The sequence below is a fragment of the Affinibrenneria salicis genome, from assembly GCF_008710095.1.
The window spans coordinates 18,697-37,808 of sequence record NZ_VYKJ01000004.1; the positions used below are offsets into that span (position 1 = coordinate 18,697).

Annotated in this window: 19 protein-coding genes and 1 tRNA gene; 16 read left to right on the top strand and 4 right to left on the bottom strand. The window is 51.1% G+C overall.

Annotation, left to right across the window (positions count from 1 at the left end):
• Positions 1 to 271 precede the first annotated feature (271 nt).
• Positions 272 to 1,225 carry a LysR family transcriptional regulator gene (locus FJU30_RS09340; protein ID WP_150434716.1) on the bottom strand — a complete coding sequence of 318 codons (954 nt, stop codon included), beginning with the start codon at positions 1,223 to 1,225 and terminating at the stop codon, positions 272 to 274.
• Between the two features lie 146 nt (positions 1,226 to 1,371).
• On the opposite strand from FJU30_RS09340, the gene argH reads away from it, so the two are divergent.
• From argH to FJU30_RS09375, 7 genes are read left to right on the top strand one after another with little or no spacing between them, the layout of a single operon-like run.
• On the top strand, positions 1,372 to 2,799 hold the full coding sequence (argH, locus tag FJU30_RS09345) for an argininosuccinate lyase (RefSeq protein ID WP_150434717.1): 1,428 nt from the start codon (positions 1,372 to 1,374) through the stop codon (positions 2,797 to 2,799).
• A gap of 10 nt (positions 2,800 to 2,809) precedes the next feature.
• Positions 2,810 to 3,679, top strand: a complete 870-nt coding sequence (locus tag FJU30_RS09350; RefSeq protein ID WP_395858528.1) for an amino acid ABC transporter permease — start codon at positions 2,810 to 2,812, stop codon at positions 3,677 to 3,679.
• Between the two features lie 13 nt (positions 3,680 to 3,692).
• Positions 3,693 to 4,457: an amino acid ABC transporter ATP-binding protein gene (locus tag FJU30_RS09355; RefSeq protein ID WP_150434718.1), complete on the top strand. Its 765-nt coding sequence runs from the start codon at positions 3,693 to 3,695 to the stop codon at positions 4,455 to 4,457.
• Positions 4,458 to 4,477: 20 nt separating this feature from the next.
• Positions 4,478 to 5,302 carry an ABC transporter substrate-binding protein gene (locus FJU30_RS09360; protein ID WP_150434719.1) on the top strand — a complete coding sequence of 275 codons (825 nt, stop codon included), beginning with the start codon at positions 4,478 to 4,480 and terminating at the stop codon, positions 5,300 to 5,302.
• Between the two features lie 13 nt (positions 5,303 to 5,315).
• Positions 5,316 to 6,161 carry a polysaccharide deacetylase family protein gene (locus FJU30_RS09365; RefSeq protein WP_150434720.1) on the top strand — a complete coding sequence of 282 codons (846 nt, stop codon included), beginning with the start codon at positions 5,316 to 5,318 and terminating at the stop codon, positions 6,159 to 6,161.
• Positions 6,154 to 7,032 carry a polysaccharide deacetylase family protein gene (locus FJU30_RS09370; protein WP_150434721.1) on the top strand — a complete coding sequence of 293 codons (879 nt, stop codon included), beginning with the start codon at positions 6,154 to 6,156 and terminating at the stop codon, positions 7,030 to 7,032. The genes FJU30_RS09365 and FJU30_RS09370 overlap by 8 nt, the downstream gene beginning before the upstream one ends.
• Positions 7,025 to 8,377 carry an MmgE/PrpD family protein gene (locus tag FJU30_RS09375; RefSeq protein WP_150434722.1) on the top strand — a complete coding sequence of 451 codons (1,353 nt, stop codon included), beginning with the start codon at positions 7,025 to 7,027 and terminating at the stop codon, positions 8,375 to 8,377. Before FJU30_RS09370 ends, FJU30_RS09375 begins: the two co-directional genes overlap by 8 nt.
• 656 nt (positions 8,378 to 9,033) lie before the next feature.
• Here the strand turns inward: FJU30_RS09375 and FJU30_RS09380 are convergent.
• Positions 9,034 to 9,999 (bottom strand): PDR/VanB family oxidoreductase, encoded by a 966-nt coding sequence (locus tag FJU30_RS09380; RefSeq protein ID WP_317984043.1) that lies wholly within the window; start codon positions 9,997 to 9,999, stop codon positions 9,034 to 9,036.
• A 14-nt stretch (positions 10,000 to 10,013) separates the two neighbouring features.
• The gene (hpxD, locus tag FJU30_RS09385) at positions 10,014 to 11,051 is read right to left on the bottom strand and encodes a molybdenum cofactor-independent xanthine hydroxylase subunit HpxD (protein ID WP_150434723.1); all 1,038 of its coding nucleotides are present in this window, start codon (positions 11,049 to 11,051) and stop codon (positions 10,014 to 10,016) included.
• A 139-nt stretch (positions 11,052 to 11,190) separates the two neighbouring features.
• Here hpxD and FJU30_RS09390 point away from each other — a divergent pair, with 139 nt between their 5' ends.
• From FJU30_RS09390 to FJU30_RS09400, 3 genes are all read left to right on the top strand, one after another.
• Positions 11,191 to 12,102: a LysR family transcriptional regulator gene (locus tag FJU30_RS09390; RefSeq protein WP_150434724.1), complete on the top strand. Its 912-nt coding sequence runs from the start codon at positions 11,191 to 11,193 to the stop codon at positions 12,100 to 12,102.
• A gap of 168 nt (positions 12,103 to 12,270) precedes the next feature.
• Positions 12,271 to 12,346, top strand: a tRNA-Asn gene (locus FJU30_RS09395).
• A 165-nt stretch (positions 12,347 to 12,511) separates the two neighbouring features.
• On the top strand, positions 12,512 to 13,774 hold the full coding sequence (locus FJU30_RS09400; RefSeq protein WP_150434725.1) for a tyrosine-type recombinase/integrase: 1,263 nt from the start codon (positions 12,512 to 12,514) through the stop codon (positions 13,772 to 13,774).
• Between the two features lie 89 nt (positions 13,775 to 13,863).
• Here the strand turns inward: FJU30_RS09400 and FJU30_RS09405 are convergent, their stop codons facing one another.
• Entirely contained in the window at positions 13,864 to 14,151 is a 288-nt protein-coding gene (locus tag FJU30_RS09405; RefSeq protein ID WP_049776295.1) for a helix-turn-helix domain-containing protein, read from the bottom strand.
• A gap of 168 nt (positions 14,152 to 14,319) precedes the next feature.
• Here FJU30_RS09405 and FJU30_RS09410 point away from each other — a divergent pair, with 168 nt between their 5' ends.
• The 6 genes from FJU30_RS09410 (at position 14,320) to FJU30_RS09435 (ending at position 19,086) form a co-directional block, all read left to right on the top strand.
• Positions 14,320 to 14,553, top strand: a complete 234-nt coding sequence (locus FJU30_RS09410) for a helix-turn-helix domain-containing protein (RefSeq protein WP_010308638.1) — start codon at positions 14,320 to 14,322, stop codon at positions 14,551 to 14,553.
• Between the two features lie 101 nt (positions 14,554 to 14,654).
• Complete coding sequence (locus FJU30_RS09415) at positions 14,655 to 14,954, top strand: HigA family addiction module antitoxin (RefSeq protein ID WP_010308636.1); 300 nt, start codon at positions 14,655 to 14,657, stop codon at positions 14,952 to 14,954.
• Between the two features lie 794 nt (positions 14,955 to 15,748).
• The gene (locus tag FJU30_RS09420) at positions 15,749 to 16,621 is read left to right on the top strand and encodes an integrase domain-containing protein (RefSeq protein ID WP_150434726.1); all 873 of its coding nucleotides are present in this window, start codon (positions 15,749 to 15,751) and stop codon (positions 16,619 to 16,621) included.
• Positions 16,622 to 16,975: 354 nt separating this feature from the next.
• Positions 16,976 to 17,284, top strand: coding sequence for a hypothetical protein (locus tag FJU30_RS09425; RefSeq protein WP_150434727.1), 309 nt, complete (start codon positions 16,976 to 16,978; stop codon positions 17,282 to 17,284).
• Between the two features lie 9 nt (positions 17,285 to 17,293).
• A complete protein-coding gene (locus tag FJU30_RS09430; protein WP_150434728.1) occupies positions 17,294 to 18,505 on the top strand; it encodes a PfkB family carbohydrate kinase in 1,212 nt (403 codons plus the stop codon).
• Positions 18,490 to 19,086: a 7-cyano-7-deazaguanine synthase gene (locus tag FJU30_RS09435; RefSeq protein ID WP_150434729.1), complete on the top strand. Its 597-nt coding sequence runs from the start codon at positions 18,490 to 18,492 to the stop codon at positions 19,084 to 19,086. Before FJU30_RS09430 ends, FJU30_RS09435 begins: the two co-directional genes overlap by 16 nt.
• Positions 19,087 to 19,112 lie beyond the last annotated feature (26 nt).

The window sequence follows — 19,112 nt, forward strand, 5'->3', positions numbered from 1 at the left end:
TTGCCGGTTATCTCAAACGCCCGGGAAGATCGCATCGGTAACGGCGTCGACCGGCGCCGTCAGGTCTGCATCGCGTAGAAAATCGATTCCGCCCTGTCGGGGCGGCGGCATCAGGGTAACCGATAGAGCGCGTTCTTCCGCCGCACCCGCTACTGTTGCGAACGATAACGCTTTGTCCTGCAACCCGGCTCGTTTTTAGGCATATACCGGCGCGATCGTCCTGTCGAATACCGCCAAAAACCTGCGGCTGCATCATTATGGTGCGGAGGAGTTACAATATTGACAGACACTTCATAAAAAGATTGATCACTGGATTTGCTTTTCTACCTCTTTTGATCACCAGACAAAAAACGGTACTTACCGTCAATGAGTCATCGCCTAATTCCTTCATCAGTCCGCGGGAAACATAGTTCCCGGCATAATGTTCCGGGAGATATCCGATAAAATGCCCGGTTAAAATTAATGTCGCCGCCGGCTCCACCTGAACGACCTGTGCGATACTTTCCTGCATTGGGCGAAGACAGTTTTTGTTATTCTGGGAAAAATAAATATGATTTATAATTTTTTGCTGGTGTAATATTCCATGTGATATTTTTTTATTCTCTTCTGTATTAAATAATGGGTGCAGTGATGAACAATAAACTTTCGACGTTTCACTGTATAAAGGAAAATATTCAAGGCCATCCTTATATTGGTAAACAGGCGCAATTCCGCAATGAAGTCGCCCTTCATTGAGTCCTCGTTCAATATCATCGAGTGACGACGTTTGCAGACGGATATGAACCTTTGGCGCATTTTGGTGCAGTCGTTGCACTGCAACGGTGAGGGGGGACAAGGGGTCGGTTATGGTACTGTCGAATACGCAAATGGAAATGTCCCCCAGAATCTCATTCCGTGTATTACGCAGGCGATCGCGAAATATTTCCATAGAGATAAAAAGCTCGTTAATCGCCTCATAGGCATTGATACCATATTCAGTCAGTTCAAAGCCTTCTCTTCCCCGACTGCACAGCGTCATCCCCAGACGAACTTCCAGATCTGAAACCTGTTTGCTAATGGCGGCAAGACCAATACCCAACTCATTGCTGGCCGCGGTTAAACCACCGGCCTCCACTACGCATTTAAAAACGCGTAATAGTTTTAAATCAATGTTGCTTAATGCAAGGCCCGCATTATCACTCCGGTTGGGAGGGTTGTTTCCATTTTGCATAACTTTACTTTCCAAATTTTATATTCAACTCGGCATTAATTAGGGTGTAAGTGTAGTGAATATGAAACGTATATGTTTTTCTGGCAAGAATAAATAATAAGTTTTTTTTATCGCTAAAATGCCGATTTTATCAATAACTGTTATCTCTAAAGGGAGAAAGTATGTCCGATAATACAGAACTACTGTGGGGTGCGCGTTTTAAAGCCGCACCGGCTGAAACGTTAACCGAGCTGTCACGTAGCCCTGATTATTACTTTGCGCTGGCGCCTTATGATCTGGCCGGATGCAAAGCGCATGCGAAAGAGTTGACGCGCGCCGGACTGCTGACCGACATAGAGCTGCAGGCTATGTTGGCCGCCATTGACCAGTTAGATGACGATTACCGGGCCGGCAAGGTGGCGCCAATTCCTGCCGATGAGGATGTGCATACTTTTGTTGAACGGGTTTTGACCGAACGGCTTGGCGCGCTCGGTGGTAAATTGCGCGCCGGTCGTTCCCGCAACGATCAGACTGTAAACGATTTACGTCTCTATTTGCGCGATAACGGACGCCGTGTGGTGAGTGCGTTGCTGCAGCTACAACAAGCGCTGGTCACGCAGGCGGAGCAGCATGTAAACAGTGTCGCGCCAGGTTTTACCCATCTTCAGCAGGCTCAGCCTATTGTTCTCGGCCACCAGCTACTGGCGCACGCTCAATCATTTGCGCGTGATATTGAGCGTATGCAGGATTGGGATCGTCGAAGTGCCCTTTGTCCCCTTGGCGCCGCCGCGCTGGCGGGTTCCGCCATCGCGCGTCAGCCGCAGCAGGCCGCCGACGATCTTGGCTACCGGGGCGCCTGCGAAAACTCCATCGATGCGGTAGCCAGCCGTGATTATGCCGCTGAATTTTTGTTTGTTACCGCCATGCTGGGGGTCAATCTGTCTCGTCTTTGTGAAGAGGTGTGCATGTGGGTCTCCCGGCAGTTTCGCTGGGCCGAGCTGCATGACAGCTATGCCACCGGCAGCTCCATTATGCCGCAAAAAAAGAATCCGGATATTGCCGAATTGACTCGTGGCCGCAGCGGCCGTCTGGTGGGTAATCTGACCGCCATGCTTACCACCATGAAAGCCATGCCGCTCTCATACAATCGGGACCTCAGTGAGGATAAGCGCAATGTCATTGATGCGGTGGAAACGCTATTAGTGGTGCTGCCGGCAATGTCGGGGATGATCGCCTCGTTGCAGTTTAATATTGCCGTGCTTCGCGAGCAGGCGCCGGATGGCTTTACTCTGGCCACCGAAGTGGCCGACTGGCTGGCGATGCGCGGGGTGCCATTTAAGCAGGCCCATGAGATAACCGGTCGCCTGGTGCAGCTGTGTGAACAGGAAAACTGTGGTTTAAGCGATCTTAGCGATGCCCAACTGCTGTCCGTGGACCGGCGTCTGACCGCGGATGTGCGCAACGCACTGACGCTGGAGGCCGCATTGGCAGCTCGCAGCGGTTATGGCGGCACCGCGCCGGAGCGAGTGACCGAGCAACTTAAGCGGCTTCAGGGGCTAATGCAACAGCAGTCTCAGTGGGCAAATGAGTACAACGGTCCCCGGGGCTGAGGAAAAAAATATGGAACAGATGTCATCGGGCGCGCGGTCCGCGCCCCACAATGCCGTATACGATCTTGACCGTTATCAGGTCGTTCCGCGTCGTTATGTGGGGCGTATCACGGCTTCGGCGGTTATCCTGGTTCTGCTGGCGCTGATGATCAATGCCTTTGCGCATGGCAACATAGAATGGTCTTTTGTCCGCCAGTTTTTCACCGCACAGGCGATCCTGGAAGGGGTGATGAATACGCTCATTATGTCGGTGCTGGCGATGGCTCTGGGCATTTTGATTGGGGTTATAACGGCGATCATGTACATGTCACCCAATCCGGTGCTGCACTATATCGCGGTCGGATACGCCTGGATCTTCCGCGGCACGCCTCTGATTTTGCAACTTCTGCTGTGGTTTAATCTTGCGCTTGTTTTTCCGGTCATCAGTATCCCGGGGCTTTTCAGCGTACAAACCGTAGATGTCATGACGCCGTTTTTTGCCGCGCTGCTCGGCCTGAGTATTAATCAGGGCGCCTACACTTCGGAGGTGGTTCGCGCCGGGCTGCTGTCGGTTGATACGGGCCAGTATGAAGCCGCGAAAGCCATTGGCATGCCCCGGCTGCAGGCGCTGAAACGCATCATCTTGCCCCAGGCGATGCGAGTGATTTTGCCGCCGATTGGCAATGAATTTATCAGCATGATCAAGACCACCAGTCTGGCCAGTATGATCCAATATTCGGAGTTGCTCTATAACACGCAGAACATCTATTACGCCAATGCGCGCGTTATGGAATTGCTGTTTGTTGCGGGCATCTGGTATCTGATGGTGGTGACGGTCCTTTCTTTCGGACAGAGTCGGTTGGAACGCTATTTCTCTCGCGGCCATAGTCGTCGTCAGTAACAGGAGGCTGCACATGAGAAACATTGTACGTGCCGTAAACGTGAATAAGTATTTTGATAAATTTCATGCGCTGAAAGATGTCAGCCTTGAAGTTAATTATGGCGAAGTGATGTGTATCCTTGGTCCTTCCGGCTCCGGAAAAAGTACGTTTCTCCGCTGTATAAACCAGCTGGAGAAAGTGGATAAAGGGGGAATCTGGGTTGATAACGAACTGACCGGCTACAGAATCTCGGGTAACCGGCTTCATCCGCTCAACGACAAACAGATCGCTCGTCAGCGCCTTCAGACAGGCATGGTATTTCAGCGTTTCAATTTATTCCCGCACAAAACCGCGCTGGAAAATATTATCGAAGGCCCTTGCCGCGTGTTGCTCCGCCCTAAACGTGAGGCGACTGAAGAGGCTATGGCATTACTCGAACGGGTTGGCCTTTCACATAAGGCCAATGATTATCCACAGTCTCTGTCAGGAGGCCAGCAGCAGCGTGTCGCCATTGCCAGAGCCCTGGCCATGAAACCGAAGCTGATGCTTTTTGATGAGCCCACTTCCGCGCTTGATCCTGAAATGGTTGGTGAGGTCCTGGGCGTAATGCGGCAGTTGGCAAAAGAGGGGACGACCATGCTGGTCGTTACCCATGAGATGGGGTTCGCCCGAGAAGTGGCGAACCAGGTTGTTTTCATGGACGAAGGCCGGATTATTGAACAAGGCGCGCCTGAAGATATTTTGCTCAACCCGCAAAATCCACGGATGAAAAATTTTATTAATGCAATTCTTCTTTAATCTAAACCGGGAAAACAACGATGAAAAAACTATTACTGAGCAGCGCGCTGGCTGCGTTGATGATAAATACCGCCGCCTGGGCCGCACCCGAGCTTCCTGCCGCAATCAAGGAAAAAGGGGCGATTACGGTTGCGATCATGCCTAACTACCCGCCAATGGATTTCAAAGATCCCGCGACGAATAAATTGACTGGCGTTGATTATGATCTGGGGATGGCGATAGGCGAAAAACTGGGTGTCAAAATTAACTGGCAGGAGATTGCATTTGAACAGATGGTTAACGCCGTTGTGACGAAACGCGTCGATATGATCATGTCCGGTATGACCGACACCAAAGAACGCCAGAAGGTCGTCAATTTCATCGACTACTTTCAGAGCGGGCCTCAGTTTTACACTCTGGCGGCGCGTAATGAGTTAAAAGCGGCGACTGATTTATGCGGCAAACGTGTCGGCTCCAGCCGTCGTACAACTTTCCCGCAGGAAATCGCCAACTGGAGTAAAAAGAACTGCGAAGCGGCCGGCAAACCCGCCATCGTGGTTATTGGGACCGAGGGCAGCGCCGACGCCCGGACACAACTCCGTCAACGTCGTCTTGACGCCGCCGTTCAGGGGAGCGAAACCCTGCCATATATCATGGACATCGAAAAAAACACCTTTAAACCTCTGGATAAACCCTTTGTAACTCAGTTCAGCGGCATGGCTTTCGCTAAAAATCAGGAAGAACTGATGGGCGCGGTTCAGGAAGCGCTTAATGAAATGATTGCTGACGGTACTTACGGCAAGATCCTCAACAAGTGGGGCGTCAGCGATGGCGCTATGTCGGCGGCCGGAGTGAATCAGGGCTAACGGAGAAAAGATAATGAAACAGCAGAGCGGGCTGCGCTGGCCTCAGCGCAAGCGAGGCTGCATGGCGCTGGCGTTTGACCTTGATGGCCCAACGGGGGATGCCATGCTAAATGGATCCATCTGGTCAACGCCGGAATATTTCACCTTTGGCGCCTATGGACCCTATCGCGCGCTGGGACGCCTGCTTGATCTGCTGGAAGCGTTCCGGCTTCCAGCCACTTTCTTCGTTCCGGCGTGGATTGTGGAACAATGGCCGCAGCAGTGCCAGACCATTGTGGAGCAGGGGCATGAGGTGGCTTATCACGGGTACCGGCACGAATCCTTTTTTGCGCTTACCGCCGATGAGCAAAGCGCGGTAATGAAGAAATCAGCCGCTATCTTTCATCGTTACCTTGGTATTACCGCCTGTGGGTTTCGCACGCCGTCTGGTGACTGGCATGCTGAAACGCCGCGCATTCTGAAAGAGGCGGGTGTTCGTTACTCCAGCAGTATGCGTGGTGACGATCGCCCTTATGCCATCGATGTGCCGGGGCATGAACCGCTGGTGGAAATTCCCGGCAAATGGGAGATGGATGATTATGCGTCCCTGGCTTATACCCGTTATCCCGATTTTCCTCAGGGGGGAGACCGCACGGCCAGTTATGCGCTGACGCGTGATAACTGGCAACGTGAGTATGATGGCGCGATGGATGAAGGATTATGTCTGACGACGCTGTTCCACCCTAAAATATCCGGTCAGCCAGGCCGTATTTTGCTGCTGGAGCAACTCTTTGAACATATGACCGCTCGCGACGATGTCTGGTTTGCCCGTTGCGATGCGGTTGCCGACTGGTTTTTGCAGGAGCAACAGTATGGCTGACCTTTCACGTTGGCCGCAGGACTATCAGTCGGCGGCGATATTGACGATCGATTTTAATGATATTCACGCTATCCTCACCCTGGCGCCGGAAGTGGCGGGGCGGGACAAAACGCTTTCGGTCTGGCGTTACGGGACGCTGCGTGGCGTTGACCGCCTGCTGTTGCTGCTTGATGAACAGCAGGTGAAGGCCAGCTGGTGTCTGCCCGCTATTGTCGGGCAAGAACAACCGCAACTGCTGCAGCGTATTGTGTCGGCGGGACATGAAATCGCCTGCAGTGGCGACCGCCATGAGGATTTTTCCAGCCTGACCCTTGAACAGCAGATTGCATCTGTACAGCGCGGAGTGGAAAAGCTCAGTGCGTTAACCGGTCAGCGACCACTGGGATTTCGTACTCCGGCCGGGCAATGGAAACCGGGCCTGGCAAAAGCGCTGGCGGCTATGGGGTTGCGCTGGTCTTCAAGCTGGCGCGGCGATGATTTACCTTACTTTCACCCCGCTACATCATTGGTAGAGTTGCCGTTGCACTATGAGATGGAAGACGAACCTTATTTCGCTTTCAACCTCAGTCCGGCCATTCCAGCCGGGCAATCGCGCATCGCTTCTTATCAGGAAACGCTGGGCAATATGACGCAGGATTTTTATGGCTATCACCGCTTTGGCCTGTGTTATCTGCTGCGTCTGCATCCCGAAATTATCGGCACCGCAGGCCGTATCGGTATATTGCGCGAACTCATCGGTACGTTGAAACAGAATAACGTCTGGATCGCTACCGCCGGAGAAGTGGCCGAATATTGGCAAGGCCAGCCCGGGAATGATGCGTCGCACCCGGCGGAAGTTTTCGCTCGTGTGACAGGAGGGGACGATGTCTGAACATTTGCAATTATTGTCGACCTTTGTGGCCGATACCGCCTTTAGGCAGCTCCCTCCCTCCCTGATTGAGCAGGCGAAACGTCATCTGCTCGATACGCTGGGAGCGGCGCTGGCCGGTTGCGACAGTGATATCTGGCGGCAGTGTGTGGCATTGGCGCGGGAAGAGGCGGGCAACGGCAGCGCGCAACTGTGGGGCAGCGCCGATGAAGTGACTCCGCGCCAGGCCGCATGGCTGAATGGCGTGGCCGCCCATATGTATGAGCTGGACGATACCGGCGGCTGCGATCATTCCGGGGCCGTCGTGGTTCCGGCATTGCTGGCGGCGTTGCCGCTCGCGGCGCAGCCCGTCAGCGGCGAAGCGCTACTGACGGCGATGGTGGTGGGCTACGATGTCGGCCGCCGCGTGCTGGAGGCCTGTGGCGGCTATGAGCCGCACAATGAAGCCGGATGGCATTCAACCGCGACCTGCGGCGTGTTTGGCGCGGCGGCGGCGGTATGCTCATTGCTCAGACTGACGCCGGCGCAATGTGCATCGGCGCTGGGGATCGCCGCCAGCTTTAGCGGCGGATTGTGGGCGTTTATCCATGACGGCTCACAGACCAAAAAACTGCATGCCGGCCGGGCGGCGGAGAGCGGTTTACAGGCCGCCTTACTGGCGGGGAAGGGCATTACCGGGCCCGGCGCGATCTTTGACGATCGTTGGGGCGGTTTTTTGCGCACCATCGCTCCGGAAAGCCAACAGCCAGACGCGTTAGCGGCCGGTCTGGGCGAGATATGGAAACTTGCGCGTTGTTCAATCAAACCCTATGCTTCCTGCCGGGGCACTCACTCGGCGATTGATGCGCTGAGCAATCTGCTGACGGCCCACCCGGAAAAGAAGATCGCAAGGGTGCGAGTGCGGCTGAATCCTTTCCTTATGAGTATGTGCGGCGGACGTGAGCTTGCCAGTCTGGCGGCGGCGCAGATGAGTCTGCCATACGCGCTGACAGCCCGCTGGCTATACCACGATGCGGGTCTGGAAAGTTACAGCGAAACCCGTCGTCTCAGCAAGGAAGCGGCCGCAATGATGGAGCGTATCGAACTGGAGATTGATGAGACGCAAGGCAATAACGATGAGCCGGTGGTGATGCTGGAAACGCAGCAGGGAGAATGTTGGCAGGAGCACGTGCCGGTTCCTTCCGGCTCACCCGCCAATCCGTTAAGCGATCAGGCCCTGTTCGCCAAATACCAACAGCTCGCACAGCGAATATTGCCTGCTCAGGCATGCCAACATATTTATGACCTGTGTATGCATCTTGAACACGTGACGGATGTTCGTGAGTTAAGCCGGTCTCTGAAACGCTGAAATCAAAGGTTACGGCGACGGCGCGCATAAAGATATTTGCAGCGAATGTCGCCGTATCGATCGCAGGGACGTCGTCCGACAGACGAGGTGGCAACCGATATATTGGGCGCGCGGATAAGACGTTAACGTTGGGATTATTCGTCAGTACGTCGATGTGGCGGGCTGTAACCAGCGCTCCCCGGATGAAATGGTCAGCGTTTTTTTGACCGGGTTAACGCTTTTGACATTTTAATTTCATAATAAAATGACAGAGTAACCGCTCATTTGCACGATTTATCCGGTGACCACGAGCGACGAACTAATGAGTCAAAAAGTTAAGGTTTTTTTATTTAGTCTGGCGATAGTCTTACTTAGCATTGTGCTGCAGCACTTTGATATAATCGGGTGGATTTCGTCTGCCGTTATGATTGCCGTCGGCATTATCTTCTCTTTTATCATCTTCTGATATCTCCCCGATTGCCCGGGCGTAACAGTCCCTGTAACTATTCCGGACCGGGTAATTGCGCCATTTGATCTACTGGCGCGAGCAATTCATTCGCGGCTTGTTTCGGCGTTGCGATAAGGCCTGATTTATCGTTGTTTAACCTAACCATGCCGCCAGATAGCGTCATTCACTTCTTATTCTCGGCCGGCGGTTTTCTGTCCGGCATTTTTCTTTACAGATCAAGCACCAGATTGGCGGTGAAGCTACGTGAGCAGCACAGCGCGATCTGTTGCTCCGGCCCGTTTTTTTCAGACTCGGACTGAACGGTATCGCGATGGTCGACGGCGCCTTCTTTCACCCGTGTCAGGCAGGCGCCGCACATGCCCATCTCGCAGGAAAGCGCCACGTCCACGCCGTTTTCCTGCAGCACGCTGGCGATGGTTCTGTCGGCTGGCACCGACCAGCTCTGGCCTGATGAAGCCAGCGTGACCCTGAATGTTTCGTCCGTGTTTTCCGGCGCAGGAAGCGATACGGGGGAAAATGCTTCCGCGTGAATATTCTGTTCCGGCCAGCCGTTGGCTGCCGCCACACTGATGATATGCGACATAAAACCCTGCGGGCCGCAGAGATAGAGGTGGCTGTCCGGCGCCGGCGCTAAAAGTCCGGCGGGAATATGTTGCCTGGGGCTGTGGCCCTCGCAGCTATAGCGAATTGTGCAACAACCATGGCGGAACGGGCGGGAGAGTTCACGCAAAAAAGCCGCGTTCCCTTTCTGCCTGATGTAATAGTGGAGTTCAAAAGGCGTCCCCGTCGCCTCAAGCTGTTCCGCCATCGCATATAGCGGCGTGATACCGATACCTGCCGCCATCAGAATAACCTTAGCGGCCGGCGCCAGCGGGAAAACATTGCGCGGCGCGGAAATAGTCAGCGTCTGCCCGGGGCGCAGGGTCTCATGAATAAAGCGCGAGCCGCCGCGCGAGGCGCTCTCCTTCGCCACGCACAGCAGATAGCCATCCTGCTCCGTGGCGGCGCCGGTCAGGGAGTACTGGCGGATCAATCCGTTGCCCAGATGGACATCAATATGCGCGCCCGGCTGCCAGGCCGGCAACGGCTGGTCATTTTCCGCAACGAGGTGCACGGCGAGATTATTGCGCCCCTGACGGTACAAACCATCGACGACAACCTTTAACGTATCCATATTTCCCTCCTGAATCACACCAGGAAAAACTCGCCGAAGCCCATTTTTTTCAGGCCGCGCCGGTAGGCGATGGAACTGCGGTCGGCGGGAATATGCGCCTCCAGCGTCAGGTCAAGCGGCAGCCGCTCGGGCCTTTGCGTCTCCACCATCAGGCGGTCCTCTTCAAAGACCCGATGGTTGAAGGCATGAACCTCTTCGACCGGGATATGCAGATCAAAGTTACGCGCAATAGGCGCGAACATCCTGGTTTTTCGGGCAGAAACCGGCGAGGCGGCATTCATGATGACCAGCCGCGCGTCGCCGGGGAAATGGATGGTAAGCGTTGCGGTGAAGGGCAGGTGCATTTCAAAATGACGCAGCCATTTGAACCCCTCCGGCGCGCGGTACTCCGAACTGGCGGGATAGTTACCGACCGTGCTCCAATAGTCGACGGAAAAGCCATAGTCCGTTTCCTGCGGATTATAGGGCGGTACTTGCTGGTTATTGGGATCGGCAAAGGTTTCCGTATGGATCCAGGCGAAGTGAGCTACATCAAGAAAACCTTCCACCTGACGCCCGGCGAAACCGTCTACCTCGAAGGGCGGGCAATTGATCTGCTGAAAGTCCACGTCATCCCAGTGCGGCATGGTGGGGAGATTTGATGGATGATCATGATCGGGGGCGATGCAGACCCACACCAGCCCATAACGTTCTTCCACCGGGTAGCTGGTCAGGTTGAGTTTGGCTGGAATAGCCTGATCCGGACTGGAGGGGATTCTGTTGCAGCGGCCATTTTCGCCAAACCGCAGCCCATGATAAGGGCAGACAATGCCCTCTTCATCGTTGAAGCCGAGCGTCAGCGGTACTCCGCGGTGCGGGCAGACATCGCGCGCGGCGACGACTTGCCCCTTAATCCTGTAAAGTACCAGCTGTTCGTCCAGTAAAACGGCTTTGCCAGGGGCTGCGGTGACGTCGCAACTGCGGGCGACCGGATGCCAGTGACGGGCAAGGCGCAGCCAGTCCTCGGGCTCAAAAGTACAGTGCGCGGGCGGGGTTGGATAAGTCATGGTCATTTTCCTTGCATTGGCTCACATCGTGTTTCCGGTCTGTGCCGGATAACGGGTTGTAAACATATTGTTGACACAGCATCATGTTGCAATCCATAACCAATAAATTACCAATGTGTTGCAAAAAAGTTTACAGGAGGTGTCCGTGAGCCCTTTTTCACGTTTTGCGCTGTATTTCGCTCAGGTAGCCAGAAGCGGAAGTCTTCGAAAAGCGGCGGAAAAGCTTCATGTTTCCGCGCCGGCGATTAATCGCCAGATACTGCAGGCGGAAGAAGCGTTCGGCACCGCGCTGTTTGAGCGGTTGCCTGAAGGATTACGCATGACCACCGCCGGGGAGCTGCTGTATGACAATATTCTGCGCTGGCAGCGAGAATTCCGCATTACGCGGCAGCGCTTTGATGATATCCAGGGCCTGAAGCGAGGCCATGTCAGCGTCGGGCTGGTTCAGGCGCTCAGCGAAGGGATCGTGGCGGAGGCGTTCGCGCATATTGCGGCGGACAATGACTGGCTCAGACTGGAACTGTCCGTGGGGGACAGCCAGGTCATCAGCGAGCGCGTCAGGCAGTCAGAAATCGATTTCGGTCTGGTGCTCGACCCGGATGGACAGAACGGGCTGGACGTTATCGCCTTTGCCGAACTGGTGATCGGCGTGGCGATGCCGCCGGATAATGCATTAAGAAAAAAAGAGTATATTTCCCTGGGCGAACTCAGCAACGAACGACACATTTTTCCGGGAGAACCGCTGGTTGTTAACGGCAGGGCGAAAATGCTTTACCGGCAACATAACTTTTCGCCGGAAAACGCTATCATCTGTAATGATATCCGGCTGATTAAGTCGTTGATCAAAGCCGGCAACGGCGTCTCTGTCCTAAGTCTGCTGGATGTACTGGAAGAAGTGAAAAGCGGTCAGCTGAGCTTTGTTCCGCTGCAGGGAAAATACATCAGACCGCTCACGCTGGCGCTGTGCACCGCGCCGGCCCGTCAGTTATCGAAAGCGGCTCAAATGACGATCAACGAGATTACCGCAGTGATTGAAAGCCTTGAAAATCTAGATTGAGGCGGAATGGGTTACCGTTCCGTTACCGGCGGCTACAGCGCAGGATTTAGCCCGTAATTGCAAAAAATCTCAACGGGTTGCACATTCTCTCGCCAAACGGAAGAAATTCCGTTTTCGCCCTTTGACATCCCGGCAACACCTCGCTATGATTCGCCCCGTTCACACGATTCCTCTGTAGTTCAGTCGGTAGAACGGCGGACTGTTAATCCGTATGTCACTGGTTCGAGTCCAGTCAGAGGAGCCAGATTTTAGTTTCATGACTTCCCTATAAGTCCTGAAGCGTTTAAAAAACAAGAAGTTATCTTTACCCGGTTATCCTGAAAAGGACTACCGGGTTTCTTGACATCCATAGTTTTTGGGGGCTTAATCGGGGGCCTCACGGTTCGTTGAGAAAATGGAGCCCCCCGCTATGGCATTAACCGATACCGCTATCCGCAAGATCAAACCCGCCGATAAATCCTTCAAACTGGCAGACAGTTCAGGACTGTACCTGCTGATCAAACCCAACGGCTCAAAACTCTGGTACATGAAGTACCGCATCTATGGCAAAGAGAAAAAGCTGGCCTTTGGTCCCTACCCGGATGTTTCCCTGTTTAAGGCTCGTCAGCTACGCGATGCCGCTCGCGCTAAAGTGCGTGAAGGGGCCGATCCTGCCGCTGAAAAGAAGATCGCGCAGCAGAAAAAGAAAAACGGGCAGACATTTCGCCAGATAACCATGAACTGGCACGCCGATCACCGTCGTTGGTCTGCGTATTACGCAAAGACCATCCAGCGCAGACTGGAAATGTATGTTTTCCCGGATATCGGAGACAGCCTTATCGATCAGATCACGACGGCGGATCTGTTACTCACATTACGCAAGGTCGAGAGCAAAGGCTTTCTGGAAATCACCGCACGGCTAAAAAACTACGTAACGGAAATCATGCGCTATGCGGTGAAAAAGCAGTTAATCAAGTCGAACCCGGCGCTGGATCTGGATGGTGAGTTTACGCCGCCGGAAACCAATCATTACCCTGCCCTACCGCTTGAAAAGCTGCCTGAATTGTTATCCCGGACGGATAGTTACTCCGGCAGGTTGCTGACCCAATATGCCCTTAAACTATCACTGTTGTTTTTTGTACGATCCAGCGAATTGCGTTTTGCCCGCTGGCGTGAAATCGACTGGCAGCAGAAATTATGGATAATCCCAGAAACGCGGGAACCGATCGAAAACGTGCGTTTTTCTCATCGTGGCACAAAAATGAAAACGCAGCACATTGTCCCTTTATCCAAACAGGCCATCGCGATCTTAAAGCAAATTAAACCGCTTTCCGGTCATCTGGCGTTTATTTTTCCCGGCGAATACGATCAGGATAAATGCATGAGCGACAATACCGTTAACAAGGCGCTGCGCGTGATGGGCTACGACACCCAAAAAGACGTCTGCGGCCACGGCTTCCGGGCGATGGCATGTGCTGCGCTGAGTGAGTCGGGATTGTGGACGAAAGAAGCCATTGAAAAACAAATGAGTCATCAGGAAAGAAACAGCGTTCGTGCTGCCTATATTCACAAGGCTGAGTATCTGGAAGAACGGATCAAGATGATGCAGTGGTGGGCGGATTATCTGGATGCGAATCTCGACGGGTATATTTCACCTTATCAGTACGCCGCGCCCCTGAAAAACGCATCGTAATAAAAATAGAGTCCTTTGTTTTCCTGATAATAAATGGGAAACCTACCCTTTGCCCCTGTATAGGGGCAAAGTTAATTACATGACCCATATCACTGTGGTTTCACAAATACAATTGAGCCGGAATGATTCTTTCTATACTGGTGATATTGAAGGATCATTGTCGCCAAATCATCATCCACAGCGTAAAAGTACGCCTCTGGTATATCGAGCACTGCCGCAAATTTACACACTAACCCAAAATCTGGTGCATGAACCTCGTTTTCATAGGAACTGATTCGAGAGCTTGCCGATTCTTCATCAAGACCTGCGCGAACGCCCAATTCTGTTTGAGTCAGACCGGCATTGACTCTGGCAATTTTTAGCCTTTTCCCAATCATGATGGACACCCGCCGTTTTCCTTAGATACGCGAATTATCGCTCTTATGGGCGAAGGCTCTCTTCATGCTTTACCTTAATTAATCATGTAATACTTGAATTTTGTTCTATAAATAATCAATATTAAGGAATTACAGAATTTTTCGCGGTTAAATATGGAGAGGGATATTATGCAACTGAAAGAAAAGGGTCTGGACTGGCACCCGGCAGATATCATCGCCGGGTTAAGAAAGAAAGGCACAACGCTTGCCGCTGTTTCCCGTCAGGCGGGGCTGGCGTCATCTACATTGGCAAATGCATTAACAAGACACTGGCCCAAAGGGGAAAAGCTGATTGCCGAAGAGTTGGGCGTTACTCCCGAGCAAATCTGGCCATCCCGTTACCGTAAGCCGGAACATCGCTAAAGCTAAACCGACTCTCCCGATCTTCTGTCAGCTTTGCTGGCGGAAGATCGGGAGACGACAAGCGCAGCGCGGCAGCGTGATGTTACTTTCTGAGACGTTTTATGCACATATTCAATCCACCCCATCCGGGTGAAGTACTCCGCGATTACATTGAAGGCGTGAGCATCACACAGGCAGCTTTCGCGCTGCAAATATCACGTTCACGGTTATCCCGTATCCTCAACGGTCATGCCCCCATTACGGCAGATATGGCGCTGCGTCTGGGCGCGCTGGTGAATACCCGTGCTGAAATGTGGGCGGATATGCAGTCTGAATATGCCCTCTGGCAGGCTTTACAGCAGCCCCGCCCTGCTATCCATCCACTGCGCCACCGTCGGGATAACATGCAAAGCGAAGAATAGCTGGCTAATGCGGTAGTCTCTCATTCACAAATTCACGATAAATTCAAGGGGAAACTCTTTTTCCAAAAAAACGAGCTTCCCCTTTCTGCGCCATAAATAACGGCGTAATCTCCCTCCTGCAACTTGTTGTCGTAGAGAACGCCCATGCTTCACGGTCTGAAAGAAGCGCCTGTTAACAGGATGACCAGCCCTTTTACCGGTACGTACCTCTGCAATACCGGGACGCAAAATCCTCTGCGTCTGAGGCTGAAAGATATACACGAGACAAATTCACAGCCACCACCTCACGCGCCGGCCTTCACTGGCTGATGCCTCAACATTGCCGAAAATATCCGGCTAACTCACTCCTGCTGACGATCAGCGCCTTTAACTTTTACGGGCTGCGGCCTGCATTGCCGCCAGGCTTTGCTGCCGCGTGACCGCAAAACTGCGCCAGAATCTGCCATATCTGGCACACCGCAACCTGTCGGTGCGTCACTTTCGTCGCGCAAAGCGACAAAGTGACGCACAACCACCACACTGCGCCATGCTCGTATTTTCGCGGCTTCTGCGTCCATTCCCCAATCCGACATGCCTTTTTGGGGCCGCTGTCGGCAAGAAAAAGGAGAAAAAGATCGATACCGAGGGGGGCATGACGCCCCGGAGAATTCCTGCTTCGGCAGGCAGCCCGTACCGCGTACTGGCTGAAACTCCCTATACCTCAACAAGCTGCCACTCCGGCGTGAAGGTATCGTTCTGGCGCAGCCAAAAAGCATACGCCGGAGACCGTTTGTTTTTTAATCATGGGGGGATGTATGAGCAAATTAGGCGGAGAGATGAAGGCATTGGCGAGAAACGGCGGCGGCAGCCACAAAACGGTGAACGATCGCATTCATATCGTGCAGCGTTTCAGCCACCATTTACGGGCGCTAAATATCCAGATCCAGCGGGTGGCGCAGATTAAGGTTCGCCACATTGAAAGCTATATTCATGAAAGACTGGCACAGGGGATCGGCAAACGCACGCTACATAATGAAATGGCTTCACTGCGCGCAGTGCTGCAACAGGCCGGGCGCAGACAACTGGCAGAAAATGAACGGTTGACCAATAATTCATTAGGACTGTCCGGCGCATCACGCAACGGCACGCGAGAGGCGATTACCACGGAACACTACCTCCATGTGCTGGAAACGGCCCGTATGAAAGATCCGGGGCTGGCAGCGGTTCTGGAACTGGCGCGGGTAATGGGCCTGCGTTCACAGGAAGCGGTGCAAAGCGCTCAGTCGCTGAAAACATGGAAACAGGCCGTTGAACGTGGTGACACGCGCTTAACCGTGGTTTTCGGCACCAAAGGTGGACGTCCCCGCGAAACGGTGATTCTGGATGTTGGCGCAGTCAGAAAGGCGCTGGATAATGCGTTAGCGGTGGAAGAGGGTCGTAACAACAGGCTGATTGACAAACCGGATCTGAAAAGCGCAATGAACTACTGGCACGGTCAGGCATCACGTATTGGTTTGACTGGCGCATTTTCCCCGCATTCATTGCGTTACGCATGGGCACAGGATGCCATTCGCCATTATCTGGCGCAGGGACTCAGCAGAAAAGAAGCATTGGCAATGGTGGCGATGGACTTGGGGCATGGTGACGGGCGTGGGCGGTATGTGGCGCAGGTTTATGGGCTGAGGTGATTATCTAATGTACTCTGTACCGAGGGACGGCAAAATCTGGCAGTTGGCTCAGGGCGTGAAGCTGACTTACCGGCAATAGTTATTAGGTACATTAACTAACTGCCGCGTATATTGATCAATGAATGGCATGTCACGGGGCATGACGCTCACCTCATAGTACATATATAATAAGAAATTCGGCAGTTCTCCAAGATTGAACGGTCTGATTTATCTGGATACATACAGCCCCTTCCTTAGCAAGGAAGTTATAACATTACACCACGTAAACCGATAGGGAATAGGTAAAATTATCTTGACATTTATACTAACCTAGGTAGAACCTAATGGAGTTAAATAAATGATGGGGTATTAACTATGTCTGGCTCAGGGAGTTTTTCCTCCAACAGTACATCAAAATTCTATGCTTGCGAACGACTTAAATTTTACACTCATATTCGCTCACCTAATCCACTCTTGGCGAAAAAGATAAAAATAGGTGATATTTTAATGGTTGACCTCATAGAAGATTCAATATGTGCCATTTTTGGTGGTGACATCGTTGGAGGTATAACATCAGAGCATTATCAGAATTTATTCAAATGCATTACTGGTGGAACAATTTATCAAGCATCAGTGTGTGAACTAAATCATGGACAGATTAAAGTTTTTGTCTATTCAGTGTAAGGCATTAACATGGATATAGTCGGTGGTGTATATAAAGAAAACTGTCTAAGTCCCGACTGGCACGGTATTTATGGCTCAGGCGGCCGGGCTGCTCTTGCAATATGTGAGATGGGAGTTGATGTAATATTACACACGTTTCTTCCTGATGACTTCAAAATAATTCTTATTCAAGAGTCAAAGTATTGCAAAGGCAATCTTAGTGTTAATCAATATGAAACGGATGAGAGGTTAGAATTTAATTATACGTATGGTCTGGCCCACGTAACCCCTCCAAAATCAAATCATTCTGATAAAGAAATTTTTTTAAAATGCAAAAAAGCACTTATTTTTGGAATGATTGAATGTAAGACATTAATAGAAGCTGAGTATGCCGTTTATGATCCTCAAAGTACGTTTAAGACATTGTCATTTAAAGAATCAGGTTCGTCTGCTAAGCATCTTGCATTAGTGCTTAATGAATCAGAAGCAGCTGTTCTGGCTTCTAAGGAACCATTAACAGATCCCAAGGAAATAATATTTACTATTGCTGAAAACGAGTCAGCAGAGGTTGTTGTTTTAAAAAGAGGTCCTGCAGGGGCAATCGTTTACCATAACGGAATATATACGACTGTCCCAGCATATATGACAGATATAGTATGGAAAATTGGCTCAGGTGATTGTTTTTCGGCTTATTTTGCCTATAACTGGTTAGAATTAAAATTACCTCCAGAAATTTGCGCATTTAATGCTTCTTTGGCTACCTCTTATTATTGCCAAACTCAGTGTTTTCCAAGTGATTTTCACCTTAATGAATACCATCCTAAACCTGTTATAGTTAACAATACAGCTAGAGCTAAAGTTTATATTGCAGGACCAATATTCACTCTTGCACAGTTATGGATTATAGAGCAACTAAGAAACAATTTTATGGATATGGGATTAGATGTCTTTTCACCCTACCATGATGTGGGGTTAATTAACAATAAATATGATATTTATGACAACGATATAACTGGTATTGAAGAAGCAGACATTATTTTTGCTATAATCGATGGTCTAGATAGTGGAACTATATTTGAGATCGGTTTTGCTACAGCAAAAGGGAAAAAAGTAATTATTTATAATGAAAATGTAAGTGAAAAAGATTTAGTTATGTTTTCTGGAGAGAATACAGAAATAGTTTCAGATTTCGTAACTGCCATTTATAAAACCATCTGGTTATCATTATGCATAACAAAATAGGTCTTATATTATCAGGTGGCATGGATTCTATATCTATTGCTTGGTGGAAAAAACCTGATATAGCTTTCACTGTTGATTATGGACAAAAAGCTGCGAAGGCTGAAATTCAATCCTCAACTCAAATATGCAAAACATTAAATATACCACACTATATTATAGCAGTAGATTGCAGTAGTTTAGGATCAGGAGATATGGCTGGAAAAAAATCAGATAAGAATGCTCCTGAAAGTGATTGGTGGCCTTACAGAAATCAAATGCTCATTACGCTAGTTGCGATGAAAGCAATTAGTCTCGATGTAAAAAAACTATTAATAGGAACTGTCAGCAATGATGCATTTCATAAAGATGGTAGCCAAGAATTTATTAAATCAATATCAAATTTATTAGAATTACAAGAAGGAGGTATTAGCATTCAAGCTCCTGCAATTAACATGTCAACCATAGAGCTTATAAAAGAATCTAAAATTCCTCATGAACATTTGCTATGGGCACACAGCTGTCATACCAGTAATATACCTTGTGGTAGATGTAGGGGTTGCAATAAGTATCATAATATTCTTCATGAGTTAGGAATATCATAAAGACTATTTTTACAAGCTATGGAGCA